This is a genomic window from Tianweitania sediminis (genome assembly GCF_017813335.1).
GTDB classification, from domain to species: Bacteria; Pseudomonadota; Alphaproteobacteria; order Rhizobiales; family Rhizobiaceae; genus Tianweitania; species Tianweitania sediminis.
Genome location: NZ_JAGIYY010000001.1, coordinates 268,412 through 285,840, shown reverse-complemented (window position 1 = coordinate 285,840; position 17,429 = coordinate 268,412). Strand labels below are relative to the sequence as shown.

Here is a 17,429-nt window from a genome sequence, read left to right as displayed (position 1 = left end):
TGACTGACGCCTCAACGCTCCACCCCACGCTTGGTTCGCTCCTGCAGAAAGGAACGCGGAGAAAGGCCAGCCCCCGTGGAGCGGGGGCTGTACGATGCTGCGACCTTAGCTGGCGAGTTGTTCGCCGACCCAGGCCCAGTTCACGCGCTCGGCAAGAAGCGTCTTGACGTGGTCCGCCCTGCGGTTCTCATAATCCAGGTAGTAGGCGTGTTCCCAAACGTCGATGCCCATCAACGGCTTCAGGCCCTCGGCAAGCGGGTTGCCTGCATCCTGGTAGCCGCGCACCGCAAGCTTGTCGCCGTCCTGCAGCAGCCAAACCCAGCCGGTGCCGAACACATTGCCGGCCTCCTTGACGATGGCTTCATTCATGGCGGTCACACCGCCAAAATCGCGCGTTGCGGCTTCTTCGAGCGTCGCGTTCGGCTGCTTGGGGCCGCCCGCAAACTGCTGCCAATAGAACTCATGGTTCCACGCCTGGCCCGCCTGGTTGAAGATCGCGTTGTCGTTGTTGTCCTTTGATTGCTTGACGACCTCTTCCAAGGTCATGTCGGCATAGGGCGTGTTGGGCACCAGTTCGTTGAGCTTGGTGTAGTAGCCGGCGTGGTGCTTGCCATAGTGTAGGCCAACGGTGCGGGCCGAAATCTGCGGCGCGAGCGCGTCCTCGCCGTAAGGCAGCGGGGGCTGCTCGAAGGGAGCGGCTGCGCGTGCGACATGTGGCTTGAACAGGGTACTTGCGGCGGCTGCGGCTCCAAGGGCAAGCGTGGTGCGGCGGGTCATGGTTACGGGCATGGACACTCTCCGTGACAGGGGGTGGGTTCCCCTTCGCAACGGAGCGCGCAGGCCGGTGTTCCGTCGATCACGCAAGCGCTATCAAGGTCGATCAAACGAACGCTTGTATGATTGATCTCGCATCCCCCGCTAAACTCGGCTAAGCGATCTTATGACCACGACATCCACCAAGGGCCAGCGGCTGCCGCAAACCTCCAAGCGCTCCGCGAAAGCCGCAGCCTCCGACAAGCGCCCGGACGAGGATGCCAGCGCAGGAGCCCGCCGGCGCCAGATCATGCAGGAAGCCGCCCGGCTGTTCGGCACACGTGGCTTTGAAGCCACCACCATTCGCGACATCGCCGCAGCGACCGGTATTCTCGGCGGCTCCATCTACTACCACTTTGCGTCGAAGGAAGACATCTTCGTTGCCGTTCACGGCGCCGGCATGGAGAAGATCACCCAGGCCGTGCTGGCGGCAATCGAAGGCGTCGAGGATCCTTGGGATCGCCTGGAAGCGGCGGCTGTTGCCCATTGCAACGACCTTCTAGGCTCAAGCGAAGTGCCGGTGATCGTTTCACCTTATTATTCGGAGTCGCTGAAAGGGCTGCGCGAAACCTTGGTTGCGCAGCGTGATCGCTACGAAACCGTGGTGGCGGATCTGGTGGAAGCGCTGGACCTGCCGCCGGACGTGGATCGCAGCCTGTTCCGCTTGAACTTCCTTGGGGCGCTGAACTGGATGCCCACCTGGTATCGTCCTTCGGCCAGGCTGTCGCCGGCTGACATCGGACGTCAACTGGTGCAGGGCCTGCGGCCGCGCTGAGGCGCTTCCTTGGCCTTCAGCGTAGCACACCCGTCTGCTCCCGAGTCAGGGCTTCTCGTTGGCGGCGATCCCCACCGTGTCCGCCATGACAGCCCCTCGCTCACCGATTGGCTTGTCGGGGCCGGTGGTGGTGTCGACGGCTGTCTGGTGCTCCATTTCGCCGTTGATCTCGGCGCCAATGATCAGGATGATCGAAGAAATCCACGTCCACATCATGAAGCCGACCGCCGCCCCTAGTGTTCCATAGGTTGCGTTGTAATCGGCGAAGTTTTCCAGATACCAGGAAAACAGGATCGACGTGACCAGCCAAACAACGCTGGCCACTGCTGCGCCCCAAGTCAGCCATGGGAGCTTTGCCGGCTCACGATCTGGTCCGAAGCGGTAGATCAGGGTGATGCCGAGGCCGACAAAGAGAAGAATGAGGGGCCAGCGCGCGATCTTCACGATCATGCCGGTCCAACTGTCGATGCCAAACAGCGTGAACATGGCCGGGACAACACCCACCATCACGATCATCAGGATGCCGATGAAGATCGCGCCCAAGGTGAAAGTGAACGCTACCAGGTTCAGCTTCAGGAAGGAGCGCGTCTCGTTCTGGCGATAGGCGACGTTCATGGCTTCGAAAAGCGTCTTGATGCCGTTGTTGGCACTCCACAGTGCGACGGCAAGACCGAAGAAAAAGCTGAAGGACAGTGAACTGGTTTCCTGGCTCGCAAGCGCCTGCAACTGGCTGCGGATCATGTCGAGCGAACCGGCAGGCAGCATGCCGCCCAGCCAGGCGACCTGGTCCGCGACTGTGTGCGGATCAGCGACGAAGCCGTAAACCGACACGAACGCAGCAAGGGCTGGAAACAGCGCGAGCAGGAGGTAGAAGGTCGCGCCGGCTGCAATCAGCAGGATGCGATCTTCCATGATCGACGCATAAATGCGCCAGAAGATATCAACCCAGCCCTTCCACGGGATCTGCAGCGGTTTTTCGGCATTGCGCCCGCGCCCGGGTTCTGAAGCGCGCCGCTGGTGCTTGCCTTCCACTGCCGCGATGTTCGCCATCGTCCCGCCCGCTCTCCGCCAAAGTGTTGCCCTTATGGCAACGCTGCGTCAGCAAGGGAAGTTCCCGACGGGAACGTGGGATCAACTTGCGTAGTTGGAGCGCTCGTCGTCCAGGATGGCGCGCAGTTCTTCTAGGTGCTTGCCAGCCTTGGAGGTGGGGTAATGATCCATCGCGCCCGCCACCTTTTCTGCGACCGCATCCGACAGCAGGCGGAGCGGCTTTCCGGTCCAAAGTGCCTTGATGTAGGTCTCGCAGGCGCGCTCGAAGTAATAAAGGCGGTCAAACGTGTCGCCCACCGTGTCCCCGATCACCAGCACACCATGATTGCCCATCACCATGACCTTCTTGGCGGGGTCGTGGAGAAGCTTGGAGCAACGCTCGCCTTCGTCGGCAAAAGCAAACCCGCCGTAATTGTCATCCACCACCACGCGATTGAAGAACATCGCGGAGTTCTGGTCGATTGCTGGCAGGCTAGAGTCGCTGAGCGACGCCAGAACCGTGGCATGCGTGGAATGCACATGCATGACGCACCGCGCGTGGGGGCAGTTGCGGTGGATTGCGCCATGGAGTCCCCAGGCCGTTGCGTCCGGCGCATCGGGACGCTTCATTGTGTCGGGATCCTTCGCATCGATCAGCAGGAGGTCGCTCGCCCGGATGCGCGCGAAATGCATCTGGTTCGGGTTGATCAGGATTTGCGTGCCGTCTTCGTTCACGGCGAGCGAGAAATGGTTCGCCACCGCTTCATGCATGTTGAGGCGCGCCGCCCAGCGAAACGCGGCCGCGAGATCCGCGCGTTCCTGTTGAAAGGCTGGGGTAGCGACGGCGAGGTCCGGATGCTGTGCGATGTTCATGGGGTTCCCTCTGGATATTGGGCCGCTCGACGGATCACGGATGGCTGTGGCCGTAATGCGGATCGCCTGGCTTGCGCCCAAAGGCATCAAGTTCGCCGTGACCGTGAGCATGACCATGGTCATGCCCGTGATGGGCGTGATCGTGATGATGATGCGCGTGAGCAGAATGAGCGACGCCGGCAACAGGCTGGAACGGGGCGCGCACCGCTTCAACCGTAACGCCCAACCCATCCAGAAGGACCTCCAGCGCGGTATCCGGAAGAACAAGGAGCTGGTCGCTGCTGACGGCAACAAGGGCATGGCGGCTGCCGAGGTGCCAGCACAGCTCACCAAGCTGTTGGGCGCCTTGCGGGCGGATCGCAAGCAGGTCTTGCGCGGCGGCCTCGACCTTCACCGCTCGCCCGTCGTCCAGCACCAGAATGTCGTCGGGCCGAAGCTCGGTGGTGTCCGGAAGATCCACCAGGATCTTGCTTCCGCCATGCAACGAAACCACCCGTCGACGGACGCTCCGCTCATCATGCTCGAGAAGCAGGCGATCGAAGGCTTCGGTGTTTGTTGCCGAAGCGGCTGCCACATGAGTTCCGGCCCGCGGCAGTTGCGTGAAGTCGGTGTTGAGGGAAAGCTTCATCGCAGTGTGTCTCTGTTCGGCCTGGGGAACTGCAGCAGTCGGCGAAGACAGCGGCGGCGAACGGCATCCTAAAACAGAACAAACCGCTTAGCCATCGTGAGCGGAAGCGAACGGAACGCTCTTCGATTCATAAATGCGGAACCGATGAGGGCTCCGTGCGTTGCGCGGCATCAGCCCGCACAAACAGGTGAGAAGCGAGGTCCAACGGACATGCCAAACCGCGCCCAGATCATGAGTTCGGCAGCCGCCCTGCTGGCGCTGCTGAACATGGAACCGGCAGCTGCTCAGGGCCTGGACAGCGAAGGCACGATTGACGCGATCGTTCAGGCGCCGGTCCGCGAGGAAGAGCAGATGGCTGCGGCTGATCCGGCCAAGGTCGTGGCGGCAATCGACAAGACCGAGGATAACATCTCCGTCGTCCGCAAGATCACGAACCTGGACCGGCTCAACATCGTGTTTCTGGCCGATGCCACCCTTGCCGAAGGTGGGCCTCCGAAGGAAATCGAGGAGAAGCTCGCAGAAAAATCGGATGCGCTGACCACGTTGCGGCAGGAAATGGAGGGCAATGCCTTGCTTTACCACGCGATCAATTCCAGGCAGGTCTTGATGCGCGACGTTCTTGGCATCGACGTGACCGACAACGGCAGCACTGTTGTGGTTTATGCCGCCGCCAAGCCCGCAAGCGGCGGAGCGGTCCAGGCTGCACCCCAACAGCCGGCTGACTAACCTGAAAGCGTCCTGTTCCATCTTCAGCGGTTGCGCGAAACGCGTTCGGTCTTTTATACCCGCAAAGCAACAGGGGCCGGCTGCGCGCCGGTGATCGAACATGGCCGACGCGCTCGCCAACGACATCATCGCCAAGATCGAACGTCATGGCGAGCTGGAGCCAGGCAGCGTAACGCTGGATAGCGAACTCACCACGCTGGGCATCCACTCGCTCGAGCTCACCGAAATTATCTTCGACATCGAAGACGAGCACGGCATTCACGTCGAGATGAACACCGCTGAGGCTTGGGGCAATCTGCGCACGGTGGGCGACATCGTGGAAGCCGTCCGCGAGCTGATCAAAGCCAAGGGCTGACCCACCGGCATGGCGCGCCCCCGCATCGTGATCACAGGCCTGGGCGGCATCTGCGCGCTGGGCAACGATGTTGCCTCCATCTGGTCGTCCATGAAAGATGGCCGGGGCGGCATCGGCCCTCTCGAAAACACCGACACCACGCCCCTTCAGGTGAAAGTGGGCGCCGAAATCAAGGCTTTGCCCGATCACGGCCTCGATCGACGGCGCCTGATCACCATGGATCGGTTCAGCGTGTTGGCCGTGATCGCCGCGAAAGAAGCCCTCGCCCAATCGGGCCTGGTGATCAGCGAGGGGAACACGACCAGGGTCGGCGCGATCGTCGGAACCGGTGTCTATGGCGCAGAAACGGCAGACGAGAATTACCATGCGGTTCTCGTGCACAAGAAGCCGCGCGCCAATGTCTTCACCGTGCCACGCATCATGCCGGGCGCGCCCGCGGGTCAGGTTTCCATGGAGTTCGGCATGCGAGGACCGGTCTTCGGCGTGACCTCGGCCTGCTCCTCGACCAACCATGCCCTGGCCTCGGCCTGTGACCAACTGCTGCTGGGGCGCGCCGACGCGGTGGTTGCTGGCGGAACGGAGGCGCCGCTTTCCTTTGGCATCCTGAAATCCTGGGAAGCGCTGCGCGTGCTTTCCCCCGATACCTGCCGGCCCTTTTCAAAGGATCGCCAGGGACTGGTGATCGGCGAGGGGGCGGCCATGGTTGTTCTGGAAACCGAGGAGCATGCAAAGGCGCGCGGCGCGATGATCCTGGCGGAACTGGCAGGGATCGGATTGTCGGCGGATGCTTCCGACATCGTTGCCCCCACCGTGGAAGGCCCCACTGCCGCCATGGCTGCGTGCCTAGCGGATGCGGGTCTGACGCCTGGCGACGTGGACTATCTCAACGCCCATGGAACGGGCACATCGGCCAACGACAAGATTGAGACCGACGCCATCAAGCGGGTGTTCGGCGATGCCGCCCGGCGGCTGTCCATCTCCTCAACCAAATCCATGCACGGTCATTGCCTCGGCGCATCGGGCGCGCTCGAGCTGCTGGCTTGCGTGATGGCGATCCGCGAGGGCGTTGTCCCTCCGACGATCAACTATCGTGAGCCCGATCCTGACTGCGATCTCGACGTCACACCCAATCAAGCGCGTGAGCGAACCGTGCGGGTGGCGATATCGAATGCCTTCGCCTTCGGCGGCACGAATGCGGTTGTCGCGGTGCGCGCCGCCTGAGGTCCCGACTAGGCAGCGCGTCGAGGCTTCCTATCTGAAGCCTGCAACTCCGCCACTGCTTTCCGAGAGGACGCGCCTCCCATGACCGATCTTTCTTCCTTCCCCGTGAGCCGCCGCTGGCCAGCGCAGCATCCTGACCGGATCCAGCTTTATTCCTTTGCAACGCCCAATGGCGTGAAGGCTTCAATTGCGCTTGAAGAGCTTGGCCTGCCTTACGAGGCGCACAAGGTCGACATCACCAAGAACGAGACCTGGGGCGACGATTTCCTCGCGCTGAACCCCAACGGCAAGATCCCCGCGATCATCGACCCGGAAGGACCCGGCGGAAAGCCGCTGGCTCTTTTCGAATCCGGCGCGATCCTCCTTTACCTGTCCGACAAGAGCGGCGGTGGCCTGATGCCCGCCGACCCCGCGCTGCGCTACGAGACCTTGCAGTGGACGTTCTTCCAGGTTGGTCATGTCGGACCAATGTTCGGTCAGTTCGGCTATTTCTACAAGTTTGCGGGCAAGGCGATCGAGGACAAGCGTCCGCTGGAGCGCTACCGCGACGAAGCGAAGCGCATTTTGAAGGTGATCGACGGACGGCTTGCCAATCGCCAGTGGATCATGGGGGCGGACTATACGATTGCAGACATCGCAATTTTCCCGTGGGTTCGCGGTTTGACCGTTTTCTATGGCGCTGGCGATGAGCTGGGCTTTGGCGAGTTGAAGAACGTCGCGGGCTGGGTCGAGCGAGCCGAAGCGCGGCCGGCGAGCCAGACGGGCTTGAAAATACCCGCCTGAGGCTGCTCGCAGCCTGTTCACGGTGAGAACAAGCCCGGAGCCTCAATCTCCGGGCTTTTCCTTGTGCAATGTGAGGATAGGATGACGCAGGCAGCGCTAGCCAATTGTGGTGGCGCCGCTTTTTTTCTAACGTTCAGCCAACAATAAGAAGACCCTGGGCGGAACGCGTTTTCTCAAGGCAGACCGAACAAGAGGTGGATCCAGTCATGACCGATATCCTTTCGCGCGGCCTTCCGCGCCGCACCTTTCTTCAAGCTTCCGCCGCCATAGGCGCCCTTGCCGCCTTTGGCCTCTTGCCGTCCTATGCCCAGGAGACCCCGATCAAGGTCGCCGCGGTTTATACCGTTCCGGTTGAGCAGCAATGGGTGAGCCGCATCCACAAGGCAGCCATGGCAGCCAAGGAGCGGGGCGAGATCGAGTATGTTTATACCGAAAACGTCGCCAACAACGATTATGAGCGCGTCATGCGCGAATATGCCGAAGCCGGCAACCAGCTGATCCTCGGCGAAGTCTTCGGCGTGGAGGATGCCGCCCGCTCTGTTGCGGCCGATTACCCGGATGTCGCCTTCCTGATGGGTTCGAGCTTCAAGCCCGACGACGCGGTGCCGAACTTCGCGGTGTTCGACAACTATATCCAGGATGCGTCGTACTTGACCGGCATGATCGCCGGCGCGATGTCGAAGACCAAGAAGATCGGCATGGTCGGTGGCTATCCCATCCCGGAAGTGAACCGCTTGATGAACGCCTTCATGGCGGGCGCAAAGGAGACCGCACCGGACACCACGTTCCAGGTCGCCTTCATCGGCTCCTGGTTTGACCCGCCCAAGGCCAAGGAAACCGCCTTCGCCCAGATCGATGGCGGCGCGGACCTGTTGTACGCCGAGCGTTTCGGCGTATCCGATGCGGCCAAGGAGCGGGGCGTGCTCGCCATTGGCAACGTGATCGACACCCAGGCCGACTACCCGGAAACCGTGGTTTCATCCGCTCTTTGGCATTTCGAGCCGACGCTCGACAAGGCGCTGGCCGAAGTAAAGGCAGGCACGTTCAAGGCAGCTGACTACGGGCTTTATTCCTTCATGAAGGAAGGCGGCTCCTCGCTGAGCCCGCTGGGCACGTTTGAAGGCAAGGTCCCGGCCGACGTGATGGACAAGGTGGTGGAACGGGAAAAGGCGATCAAGGACGGCTCCTTCACCGTCGAGATCGACGACACCGAGCCGAAATCGAGCTGATTCAGTCCTCGCTTGAGCCTTCTCCCTGTTTCGGGGAGAGGGCGTGGGCGCGTCGTGGACCGGAGCCAACCTCCCCCTCCAGGCCGCACAAGTCCATGCGGCGCTAAGCGGCATTTGCCAGGCACGGGAAAGCAAGCAGTCATCAGCGGCCATTCATGTCCCCGACCCCAGTTCTCCGCCTCCACAACATCACCAAGCGCTTCGGTTCGCTGGTCGCCAACGACGCCATCTCCTTTGATGTGCGCGAAGGCGAGGTCGTTGCGCTTCTGGGCGAGAACGGCGCCGGCAAGACAACGCTGATGAACATCCTGTTCGGCCACTACGTTGCCGACGAAGGCACCGTCGAAGCGTTCGGAAAGGTTCTGCCTGCGGGGGATCCCAACGCGGCCTTGGCTGCCGGGATCGGTATGGTGCACCAGCATTTCACGTTGGCCGACAACATGACAGTGCTCGAAAATGTGGCGCTGGGAACGCAAAGCTTGTGGGCGCCGCGGCTGGATCGCAAGGAGGCAAGCAGCCGGATCCGGGCCTTGGCGCAAGGTTTCGGTCTTGTTGTTGATCCCGATGCAACGATCGGGCGGCTCACGGTGGGTGAGCGCCAGCGCGTGGAAATCCTAAAGGCGCTTTACCGGGACGCCCGGATCCTCATCCTGGACGAGCCCACGGCCGTTCTCACTCCCGGCGAAGCGGAGGCGCTTTTTCGCACGCTCAAGCTTCTGGTGGCAAAGGGCCTTTCGATCCTGTTCATCTCGCACAAGATGCATGAGGTCACGGCGATCAGTGACCGCGTACTCGTGTTGCGCGGCGGCAAGCTTGTTGGCGAGCGCAAGACCAACGAGACCGATAGCCGAGCGATGGCGGCGCTGATGGTGGGAGGCGAGATCGCCTCGCCAAAAGTAGAAGCGGTGCAGCGTGGCTCAGTCCGGTTTGCATTGTCGCAGGTCTCGGCCCGCCCGCCGGCCGGGGTGCCGTTGAACAACTTGACGCTTGAGCTGCACGGCGGCGAGATCGCTGGCCTGGCCGGAGTTTCCGGAAATGGCCAAGCAACGCTTGCCGCCCTGATGGCGGGAACGATCGCGCCCTCCAGCGGCACCATTGCGGTGGACGGCAGAGAAGCCCGCAGTTGGACGCCGCGCGCCGCCCTGGGCGCAGGCATCGGCCGCGTTCCGGAAGATCGCCACGCGGTGGGCTCGATCGGCGACATGACCGTGGCTGAAAACGTGATTTCGGAACGCTACCGCACGCGGCGCTTCAGTCGCTTCGGCTTTCTTGACTGGACGGCCGCGCGCCGCTTCGCCGAAGAACTGGTGCGCGATTATGACGTCAAATGTCCGTCACCCGACGCGCGGATCCGACTCCTGTCGGGAGGCAACATGCAAAAGCTGATCCTTGGCCGTGCCTTGGATGGCGATCCGCCGGTGATCCTTGCCAACCAGCCGACGCGGGGCCTGGATGTCGGCGCCGTGGCCTATGTTCATTCCCGCCTGCTCCAGGCGCGCAAACGTGGCGCCGCCATCCTTCTGATTTCGGAAGACCTTGAAGAGATCCTCGCGCTTTCCGACCGTGTTTACGTGATGTCGAAGGGCCGACTGTCATCGCCGTCCGCACGCGGCGAACGGTCGGTCAGCGAACTCGGAGAATTGATGGCCGGCCGCAGCGAGGACGCCCTTCATGCGGCTTGAGCCGAAGCCCGCGCCGTCCTTTGCAGCCACCCTACTGTACCCCCTCGGCGCGGTGGCAGCGACACTGGTGTTCACTTCGGTTCTTGCGCTGCTTGCGGGCGCATCGCCGCTGGACGTGTTCCTTCTGGTGGCCAAGGGCGCTGCCGGTTCTCAATTCGCGCTGATGGAAACCCTGACCCGCGCTACGCCGCTGATCTTTACCGGGCTCGCGATTGCCGTCGCGTTTCGAGCCAAGCTCTGGAACATCGGCGCGGAAGCCCAGCTTTACATGGGCGGCGTTGCGACGGTTGTGCTTGGCACGGGTGCGCTGCCGTTGCCGGCGCCCTTGTTGATCCCGATCCTGATGGCAGCCTCCATGCTGGCCGGCGCCCTCTTGCTCCTGGGTCCGGCCTTCCTGAAAACCCGCTTCGGCGTGGACGAGGTGGTCACCACGCTGCTCCTCAATTTCATCGTCCTGTTGTTCGTTTCCATGCTGCTGGAAGGGCCCCTGAAGGACCCGATGGGCATGGGCTGGCCGCAATCGATCAAGGTCCTGCCGGAAGCACGTTTGCCGCGCATCATCACCGGTCGTCGGCTTCATTATGGCTTTGTCCTGGCGATAGTCGCGTCCGTGATCCTTTGGGTGGTCATGAAGCGGACGACGCTGGGCTACGAGATGCGCGCGGTCGGGCACAACCCGGAAGCCTCACGCTTTGCCGGCATCCCCGTCAACAGCGTCTTGATGAAAACAGCGCTGCTTTCAGGCGGGCTCGCGGCCCTTGGCGGCTTCTCCGAAGTCACGGGGTTGAAGGGCAACCTGACCTCTGACCTGTCGGCCAACTTCGGCTACACGGGGATTGTGGTGGCCATGCTCGCCATGCTCAACCCGCTGGGGGTCGTCGCATCGGCGATCTTTGTGGCCGGCATCTTTGTGGGCGCCGATTCGATGAGCCGCGCGGCCGGCGTGCCGAGCTATATCGCTGATGTCATGGTGGCAGTCGCACTGCTCACCATGGTGACCGCCATCATGCTGACGCGCTTCCGCATCCGGTGGAGGTGACCGTGGAAGCGTTCGAGATCCTGCTTCAAACGTCGTTCTGGGTTGCCGCGATCCGCATCGCCTCGCCGCTTATCTTTGCCACCATGGGCGAGTTGATCTGCGAGCGCGCCGGCGTGCTCAACCTTGGCATCGAGGGCATCATGGTTGCCGGTGCCTTTGCCGGCTGGGTGACTGTGTATGGCGGCGGCGACTTGTGGACAGGTGTCGTCGTGGCTGCGCTGGTTGGCGCTGCCTTTGGCCTGCTGCACGCCACGCTGACGGTTCCGCTCGGGCTTTCGCAGCATGTGGTGGGCATCGGCATCACCTTGTTCGCAACAAGCCTGACCTATTTCACCTACCGCCTGGTTCTGCCGCAGGTGTCCTCGCCGCCAAAGATCGAGCCCTTCACACCGCTCCCGATCCCATCTCTGTCCGAGATCCCGCTCGTCGGCCAAGCGCTGTTTGCGCAAACGCCGCTCACCTACCTGGCTTACGCCGTGGTGGCTGTTACGGCCTGGGTTCTTTATCGCACGCCGCTCGGCCTTGCAGTGCGCGCTGCCGGCGAGAACCCAAGTGCCGTGGAAGCGCAAGGTATCAGCGTCGCTGCCATTCGCATCGGCGCGGTCATGGTGGGCAGCGCCTTGATGGCGATCGGTGGGGCTTTCCTGACAATGTCGGCCTTCAACTCCTTCTTCTTCGAGATGGTCAACGGCCGCGGCTGGATCGCCATCGCACTTGTGGTGTTTGGTTCCTGGCGGCCGGGAAAGGCGCTGCTTGGCGCCGTACTCTTCGCCGCCTTCGATGCCTTCCAGATCCGGTTGCAGCAGATTTCCGGCGGGATCGTGCCCTATCAGGTCTTCCTGATGATGCCTTACATTCTATCGATCGCAGCGCTGATCCTTGTTGCGCGGCGGGCAACCTATCCGAAGGCGCTGATGGTGCCTTACCAGAAGGGGGAAAGATGAGCTTCGACCTGATCGTCAAGGGTGGCGTCCTGACCGATGGCCGCCGCGTCGACATCGGCATCAGCGGCGAAACGATTGCCGCGATCGAGCCCTCCCTCGCGGCCCAAGCCGGGCGCATCGTGGACGCCACCGATTGCCTGGTCAGCCAGCCCTTCGTGGATCCCCATTTCCACATGGATGCGACGCTGTCCTACGGCATCCCACGCATCAACGCATCCGGAACGCTGCTCGAGGGCATCGCGCTTTGGGGCGAGTTGAAGCCGCTGCTCACGCACGAAGCAGTCAAGGAACGCGCGCTCGCTTATTGTGACTGGGCGGTGTCCATGGGCTTGCTTGCGATCCGCACGCATGTCGACACATGCGACGACCGCCTGCTTGCCGTGGAAGCGCTGCTTGAGGTGAAGAAGCAGGTTGCTCCTTATCTCGACCTGCAACTCGTCGCCTTTCCGCAGGACGGCTTTTACCGCGATCCCACGGCGCGCGAAAACACCATCCGCGCGCTTGACATGGGCGTCGACGTGGTCGGCGGCATACCTCATTTCGAGCGCACCATGGCGGACGGCCGCCGATCGGTGACGGAGCTTTGCGAACTAGCTGCCGCACGCGGCTTGATGATCGACCTGCATTGCGATGAAACGGACGATCCGCAATCGCGCCATATCGAGCAACTGGCTTTCGAAGCCCAGCGACTGGGTTTGCAGGGCAGGGCGGCCGGCTCGCACCTGACCTCCATGCATTCCATGGACAATTATTACGTTTCCAAGCTCCTGCCGCTGATCGCGGAGGCAGGCGTGTCGGCGATCCCGAACCCCTTGATCAACATCGTCATCCAGGGCCGCCACGACACCTATCCCAAGCGCCGCGGCATGACGCGCGTCCCGGAAATGCTGAAGGCGGGCATCCGCGTCGGCTTTGGCCAAGACTGCGTGCTTGATCCCTGGTATCCGCTGGGCACTGCCGACATGCTCGACGTGGCCTTCATGGGCCTCCACGTCGCGCAACTCACCAGCCCCGCTGACATGGCGCACTGCTTCGACATGGTCACCAAGGTGAATGCCGCCATTCTCGGCCTCGACCATCTCGGCCTTGAGGTCGGCAAGCGTGCCAGTCTGGTCGTGCTCGATGCCGGCACACCGGTTGAAGCGCTGCGCCTGCGTGCCGAACGCACCGCCGTTGTGTCCCGCGGCAAGGTGGTGGCGGAGCGGCCTCGCCGGGACACGGCATTGACGCTTCCGGGCCGACCGAACAGCGTGAACCGGCGGCACCGGGGAGGCTGAGATCGGAGGTCGTGCAGCACCGCTGCACTGCTCTCCGTGCAGAACGCTGGTCCGGCCTTAAACCCGAACGGCTTGCGCTTCGCGGGCCACGCCGCCGAATACACGCAGGTAGCGCGCGATTTCGCCCGGATCGCCTGTTGCCTTGTTCGGGTTATCGGCGAGCTTCACGGCCGGCTGGCCATTGGCGCGCGTCACCTTGCAGACCAAGGAGATCGGGTCCAGCGCTTCGCTGAAGGTGGGCAGGCACCCCTCGAAGTCGTTGGTGAGATTGGTGCCCCAGCCGAACGACATGCGGACGCGGCCTTCGAAATGCTTGTAGGTGTCGATGATCGTGTCGACGTCGAGCCCGTCTGAAAAGATCAGCAGCTTGTCGCGTGGATCGCGCCCGCGCTCTTTCCACCAGGCGATGATGCGCTCGCCCCCCTCAATCGGCGGAGCGCTGTCGGGGCGAAAGCCGGTCCAGTCGGCAACCCAGTCGGGCGCGTCGCGCAAAAAGGCGGCCGTCCCGAAGGCGTCCGGCAGCACGATCAGGAGGTTGCCGCCGTAAAGCGTGTTCCAGTCTTGCAGCACCTTGTAGGGCGCAGCCTTCAGGGCGTCGTCCGTTTTCGCGAGCGCGGCAGCCACCATGGGCAGTTCATGCGCGTTGGTGCCAAGGGCTTCCAGGTCGGTGTCCATGGCCAGAAGCACGTTGGAGGTGCCGGTAAATGCCCCACCGATCCCTTCCTTCAGCGCTTCCACGCACCAGCGCTGCCACAGAAACGAATGACGCCGCCGCGTCCCGAAATCGGAAATGCGCAGATCCGGCAACGCCCGCAGGCGCTCGGTTTTTTCCCACATCTTGGACTTCGCGCGCGCATAAAGGACATCCAGCGCAAACGGACCGAGTGCCTTCATCGCCGCACGCGAGCGCAGCTCGTTGATGATGGCGAGTGCCGGGATCTCCCAGAGTGTGGTGTCGGTCCAGCGCCCATGGAAGGTGAGCTCAAACTGGCCGTCGCCGTTGCGCGCGAGCTCATATTCCGGCAGCTGGAATTCCGAAAACCACTGCAGGAAGTCCGGCTGGAAGATCTGCTTGCGACCGTAGAAAGTGTTACCGGCGAGCCAGATCAGCTCCTTCTTCGACAGTTTCAGCGTGCGCGCATGGTCAAGCTGCTCCCGCAGCTCGCCCTCGTCGATCACTTCGGCAAGGCGCACTTTCCGGCTTCGGTTGATCAGGGAGAAGGTGGCGTCGACATCCGGGTAAAGGTCCCAGATCATCTGCAGCATCAGGAGCTTGTAGAAATCCGTGTCGAGCAGGCTCCGGATGATCGGATCGAGCTTCCAGGTGTGGTTGTAGACACGCCGCGCGATGTCGGTTCTCGCCATGACGGCTAATTCCCCGCAATTTCCGTGTACGTCTAAGCAGGAACCGCTTCAAAAGAAAAGGAGTGGCCGCTCCTGGACCAAAGGTCGGTTCTTCAGTCGATCACGACGCCGGCCGCGCGCATGGCGTTCAAGCTTTGCGACAGGGACTCATCGAGGTCGATGGCCCGGCAGGCCTCAAGTTCGACGCGAACGGAAAAGCCTTGCCGCACGGCATCGATGGCGGAAAAGGCGACGCAGAAGTCAGTGGCGAGGCCGCACAGCGTCAGGGCGGAAATGCCGCGTTCGCGCAGATAGCCTCCCAGCCCCGTTGGGGTGCTGCGGTCGTTTTCGAAAAAGGCGGAATAGCTGTCGATGGCTGGGCGAAAGCCTTTGCGAAGCACGAGCTCAGCCTTTGTCCATTTCAGCGCCTTGTGGAACTCGGCCCCTCCGCTTCCTTGAACGCAATGATCGGGCCACAAGGTCTGCTCGCCGTAGGGCATGGCGGTTGAGGAAAACGGCGCCTTGCCGACGTGCTGCGACGCAAAGCTTGAATGTTTCGCAGGATGCCAGTCCTGCGTCAGGATCACATGCTCAAAACGCTCGATCAGCGCGTTGACTACTGGCACGATCTCGTCGCCTCCGGCAACGGCGAGCGCCCCTCCGGGGCAAAAGTCGTTCTGAACGTCCACAACGATCAGCGCTTCGTCGACCATGAAAACGATCCTTCCGAAAGAGAAGCGATTTTGGCAACTGAGCCTCGCGCGTGCAACCCGCTCACCGCTTTGCACGCGCGGTGCATGGTTGTTCTCCGGGAAACGCTTCCCGAGCAAAGGAGCCCTCATGGTCCGCCTGCATTTAGCAAACCGAACCCGTTCGCAAACTTGCTGCTTCGGCACCACTATACTAGGTAGTTGGCAGATCTTGAGGTCGTAGCCCCTGCGGCCGGCAGGCGCCCCTGCGCCGGAAAAACACGGAACAACTGGATGCAGAACGCAGCGCTCGCGCTTCAAACCGCGGAAACTTCATTCCCGATCCCGGCCAACGTTCATGCCGAACGTGTGGTGTCTGTGACGCATTACACCGACAGCCTGTTTTCCTTTCGCATGACACGGCCGGCATCGTTTCGCTTCCGCTCGGGCGAGTTCGCGATGATCGGCCTGCCCAATGCCGCCAAGCCGGTTTTTCGTGCTTATTCAGTGGCGAGCCCGGCCTGGGACGAAGAACTTGAGTTCTATTCCATCAAGGTCCTCGATGGTCCTTTGACGCAGCACCTCCAGAAGATCCAGCCGGGAGACACCGTGCTTTTGCGCCCCAAGGCCACTGGCACGCTGGTGCTGGATGCGCTCACCCCCGCCAAGCGCGTTTACATGATCGCGACCGGCACGGGCTTTGCGCCGTTTGCGAGCCTGATCCGTGACCCGGAAACCTACGAGAAGTTCGACGAGATCATCGTCACCAACACGTGCCGCGACGTCGCAGATCTCCGCTACGGCAATGAGCTGGTGGAAGGCGTCCGCGAAGATCCGCTGATTGGCGAACTGGTCGAAGGTCGGTTGCACTACTACGCAACCACCACCCGCGAGCCGTCGCCGCGCATGGGCCGCATCACCAAGCTGATGACCGAAGGCACCCTCTACTCCGATCTTGGCGTGCCGCCGCTCAACCGCGAAACGGATCGCGTCATGATTTGCGGATCCATGGCGATGCTGAAGGACGTCAAGGACATCGTCGAGGCGGCCGGCCTTGTGGAAGGGTCGAATTCCGCGCCCGCAGACTTCGTGGTGGAACGCGCCTTCGTCGGCTGATCGCCGTTCGGTGGTTTACTGCCGCCGAAAAAACGACACCACGTCATCAAGCACGGGCGCGCGACCGCGCAACGGGCGGCTGAGCGCAAGAACCAGCTCGGCATGGCTGACGCCGGGATAGAGCTTCACCTCCGCGGTGTTGCCAGACTCGTTCAGTGCCTGGGCGAGCCGCTGCGTGTTGCGGGGGCGCACCGTCTCGTCGGCATCGCCGGTGACCAGCAGGAACGGTGGAAGCTGGCGTGACGCGGCAACGCGGTTGATCGGCTGGCTGCGCCGGAGCGCCTCTGCTGAAAGGTGACCAAACGCGTCTTGTGCGGCACCCGGATCGAGCGGCAGGAAGTCGTAGGGCCCGGCCAAGCCAGCGAACCCCTTGATGGCAGCGACATCCAGCCCCTCCTCCTGCAGGAATTCCGGCGCCAGCGTCACCATTGCCGCGTTGTAAGCACCGGCTGAATGGCCGACAAGAAAGATGCGGTCAGGATTGCCCCCGAAGCGAGCCGCGTTGCGGTGAGCCCAGGCAACGGCGGCCGCTGTATCCTTCACGAAATCGGGGTAGGGGTGATCCGGCACGAGCCGGTAGTCGGCAATGACAGTGACGAAACCCTGGCTGGCAAAGGCCCGTCCCGCGAAACTGTAGTCGCTGCGCGAGCCGCTCGCCCACGAGCCGCCATAAACGAAAACCACCACGTCCTGCCGGCTTCCCGCGGCGGCCTCGAGCGGGCCGTAAACATCCAGGCGCTGGCGTGGCTCGGCGCCGAATGCGATGTCCTTTGCAAGAAGGCGGCTGCCCGCGTCCTTGGGAAGAACCGCGTTCAAGAGGCCAAGAGACGAGCAACCGGCGGCGAGAAGCAGAAGGGGAACAATGAGGAGAAATTTGAACAAGCGCATTGCGGATCCAGCACGAGC

At 62.5% G+C, this 17,429-nt stretch carries 18 protein-coding genes; 11 read left to right on the top strand and 7 right to left on the bottom strand.

What is annotated here, in order from left to right; all coding sequences use genetic code 11:
- Nucleotides 1–105: 105 nt before the first annotated feature.
- The gene (locus J5Y06_RS01330; protein ID WP_209333311.1) at nt 106–789 is read right to left on the bottom strand and encodes a superoxide dismutase; all 684 of its coding nucleotides are present in this window, start codon (nt 787–789) and stop codon (nt 106–108) included.
- A gap of 151 nt (nt 790–940) precedes the next feature.
- Between J5Y06_RS01330 and J5Y06_RS01325 the strand changes: the two genes are divergently transcribed.
- Nucleotides 941–1,588, top strand: a complete 648-nt coding sequence (locus J5Y06_RS01325; protein ID WP_209333310.1) for a TetR/AcrR family transcriptional regulator — start codon at nt 941–943, stop codon at nt 1,586–1,588.
- A 45-nt stretch (nt 1,589–1,633) separates the two neighbouring features.
- Here J5Y06_RS01325 and J5Y06_RS01320 read toward each other — a convergent pair whose 3' ends face one another.
- The 3 genes from J5Y06_RS01320 to J5Y06_RS01310 form a co-directional block, all read right to left on the bottom strand.
- On the bottom strand, nt 1,634–2,638 hold the full coding sequence (locus J5Y06_RS01320) for a YihY/virulence factor BrkB family protein (RefSeq protein WP_209333309.1): 1,005 nt from the start codon (nt 2,636–2,638) through the stop codon (nt 1,634–1,636).
- Nucleotides 2,639–2,719: 81 nt separating this feature from the next.
- Nucleotides 2,720–3,490 carry a class II aldolase and adducin N-terminal domain-containing protein gene (locus J5Y06_RS01315; protein ID WP_209333308.1) on the bottom strand — a complete coding sequence of 257 codons (771 nt, stop codon included), beginning with the start codon at nt 3,488–3,490 and terminating at the stop codon, nt 2,720–2,722.
- Between the two features lie 34 nt (nt 3,491–3,524).
- Nucleotides 3,525–4,118, bottom strand: a complete 594-nt coding sequence (locus J5Y06_RS01310; RefSeq protein ID WP_209333307.1) for an urease accessory protein UreE — start codon at nt 4,116–4,118, stop codon at nt 3,525–3,527.
- Between the two features lie 210 nt (nt 4,119–4,328).
- Between J5Y06_RS01310 and J5Y06_RS01305 the strand changes: the two genes are divergently transcribed.
- The 9 genes from J5Y06_RS01305 to J5Y06_RS01265 all read left to right on the top strand — a co-directional run bounded on the left by J5Y06_RS01305 (nt 4,329) and on the right by J5Y06_RS01265 (nt 13,374).
- Nucleotides 4,329–4,844 carry a hypothetical protein gene (locus J5Y06_RS01305; protein WP_209333306.1) on the top strand — a complete coding sequence of 172 codons (516 nt, stop codon included), beginning with the start codon at nt 4,329–4,331 and terminating at the stop codon, nt 4,842–4,844.
- 100 nt (nt 4,845–4,944) lie between these two features.
- Entirely contained in the window at nt 4,945–5,199 is a 255-nt protein-coding gene (locus tag J5Y06_RS01300; RefSeq protein ID WP_209333305.1) for an acyl carrier protein, read from the top strand.
- Between the two features lie 9 nt (nt 5,200–5,208).
- A complete protein-coding gene (locus J5Y06_RS01295; RefSeq protein ID WP_209333304.1) occupies nt 5,209–6,420 on the top strand; it encodes a beta-ketoacyl-[acyl-carrier-protein] synthase family protein in 1,212 nt (403 codons plus the stop codon).
- Nucleotides 6,421–6,501: 81 nt separating this feature from the next.
- Complete coding sequence (locus tag J5Y06_RS01290; RefSeq protein WP_209333303.1) at nt 6,502–7,203, top strand: glutathione S-transferase N-terminal domain-containing protein; 702 nt, start codon at nt 6,502–6,504, stop codon at nt 7,201–7,203.
- A 206-nt stretch (nt 7,204–7,409) separates the two neighbouring features.
- Nucleotides 7,410–8,432: a BMP family protein gene (locus J5Y06_RS01285; RefSeq protein ID WP_209333302.1), complete on the top strand. Its 1,023-nt coding sequence runs from the start codon at nt 7,410–7,412 to the stop codon at nt 8,430–8,432.
- Between the two features lie 155 nt (nt 8,433–8,587).
- On the top strand, nt 8,588–10,114 hold the full coding sequence (locus tag J5Y06_RS01280; protein ID WP_209333301.1) for an ABC transporter ATP-binding protein: 1,527 nt from the start codon (nt 8,588–8,590) through the stop codon (nt 10,112–10,114).
- Entirely contained in the window at nt 10,104–11,153 is a 1,050-nt protein-coding gene (locus tag J5Y06_RS01275; RefSeq protein WP_209333300.1) for an ABC transporter permease, read from the top strand. The genes J5Y06_RS01280 and J5Y06_RS01275 overlap by 11 nt, the downstream gene beginning before the upstream one ends.
- A gap of 2 nt (nt 11,154–11,155) precedes the next feature.
- The gene (locus J5Y06_RS01270; RefSeq protein ID WP_209333299.1) at nt 11,156–12,097 is read left to right on the top strand and encodes an ABC transporter permease; all 942 of its coding nucleotides are present in this window, start codon (nt 11,156–11,158) and stop codon (nt 12,095–12,097) included.
- Nucleotides 12,094–13,374: an amidohydrolase family protein gene (locus J5Y06_RS01265; protein ID WP_209333298.1), complete on the top strand. Its 1,281-nt coding sequence runs from the start codon at nt 12,094–12,096 to the stop codon at nt 13,372–13,374. The genes J5Y06_RS01270 and J5Y06_RS01265 overlap by 4 nt, the downstream gene beginning before the upstream one ends.
- 57 nt (nt 13,375–13,431) lie before the next feature.
- On the opposite strand, the gene pncB is transcribed toward J5Y06_RS01265, so the two are convergent.
- Both pncB and pncA read right to left on the bottom strand, forming a co-directional pair.
- Nucleotides 13,432–14,739 carry a nicotinate phosphoribosyltransferase gene (gene pncB / locus J5Y06_RS01260; protein ID WP_209333297.1) on the bottom strand — a complete coding sequence of 436 codons (1,308 nt, stop codon included), beginning with the start codon at nt 14,737–14,739 and terminating at the stop codon, nt 13,432–13,434.
- A 92-nt stretch (nt 14,740–14,831) separates the two neighbouring features.
- On the bottom strand, nt 14,832–15,431 hold the full coding sequence (gene pncA / locus J5Y06_RS01255; protein ID WP_209333296.1) for a bifunctional nicotinamidase/pyrazinamidase: 600 nt from the start codon (nt 15,429–15,431) through the stop codon (nt 14,832–14,834).
- 270 nt (nt 15,432–15,701) lie between these two features.
- On the opposite strand from pncA, the gene J5Y06_RS01250 reads away from it, so the two are divergent.
- A complete protein-coding gene (locus J5Y06_RS01250) occupies nt 15,702–16,523 on the top strand; it encodes a ferredoxin--NADP reductase (RefSeq protein ID WP_209333295.1) in 822 nt (273 codons plus the stop codon).
- A 15-nt stretch (nt 16,524–16,538) separates the two neighbouring features.
- On the opposite strand, the gene J5Y06_RS01245 is transcribed toward J5Y06_RS01250, so the two are convergent.
- Nucleotides 16,539–17,411, bottom strand: coding sequence for an alpha/beta hydrolase (locus J5Y06_RS01245; RefSeq protein ID WP_209333294.1), 873 nt, complete (start codon nt 17,409–17,411; stop codon nt 16,539–16,541).
- Between the last annotated feature and the right edge of the window lie 18 nt (nt 17,412–17,429).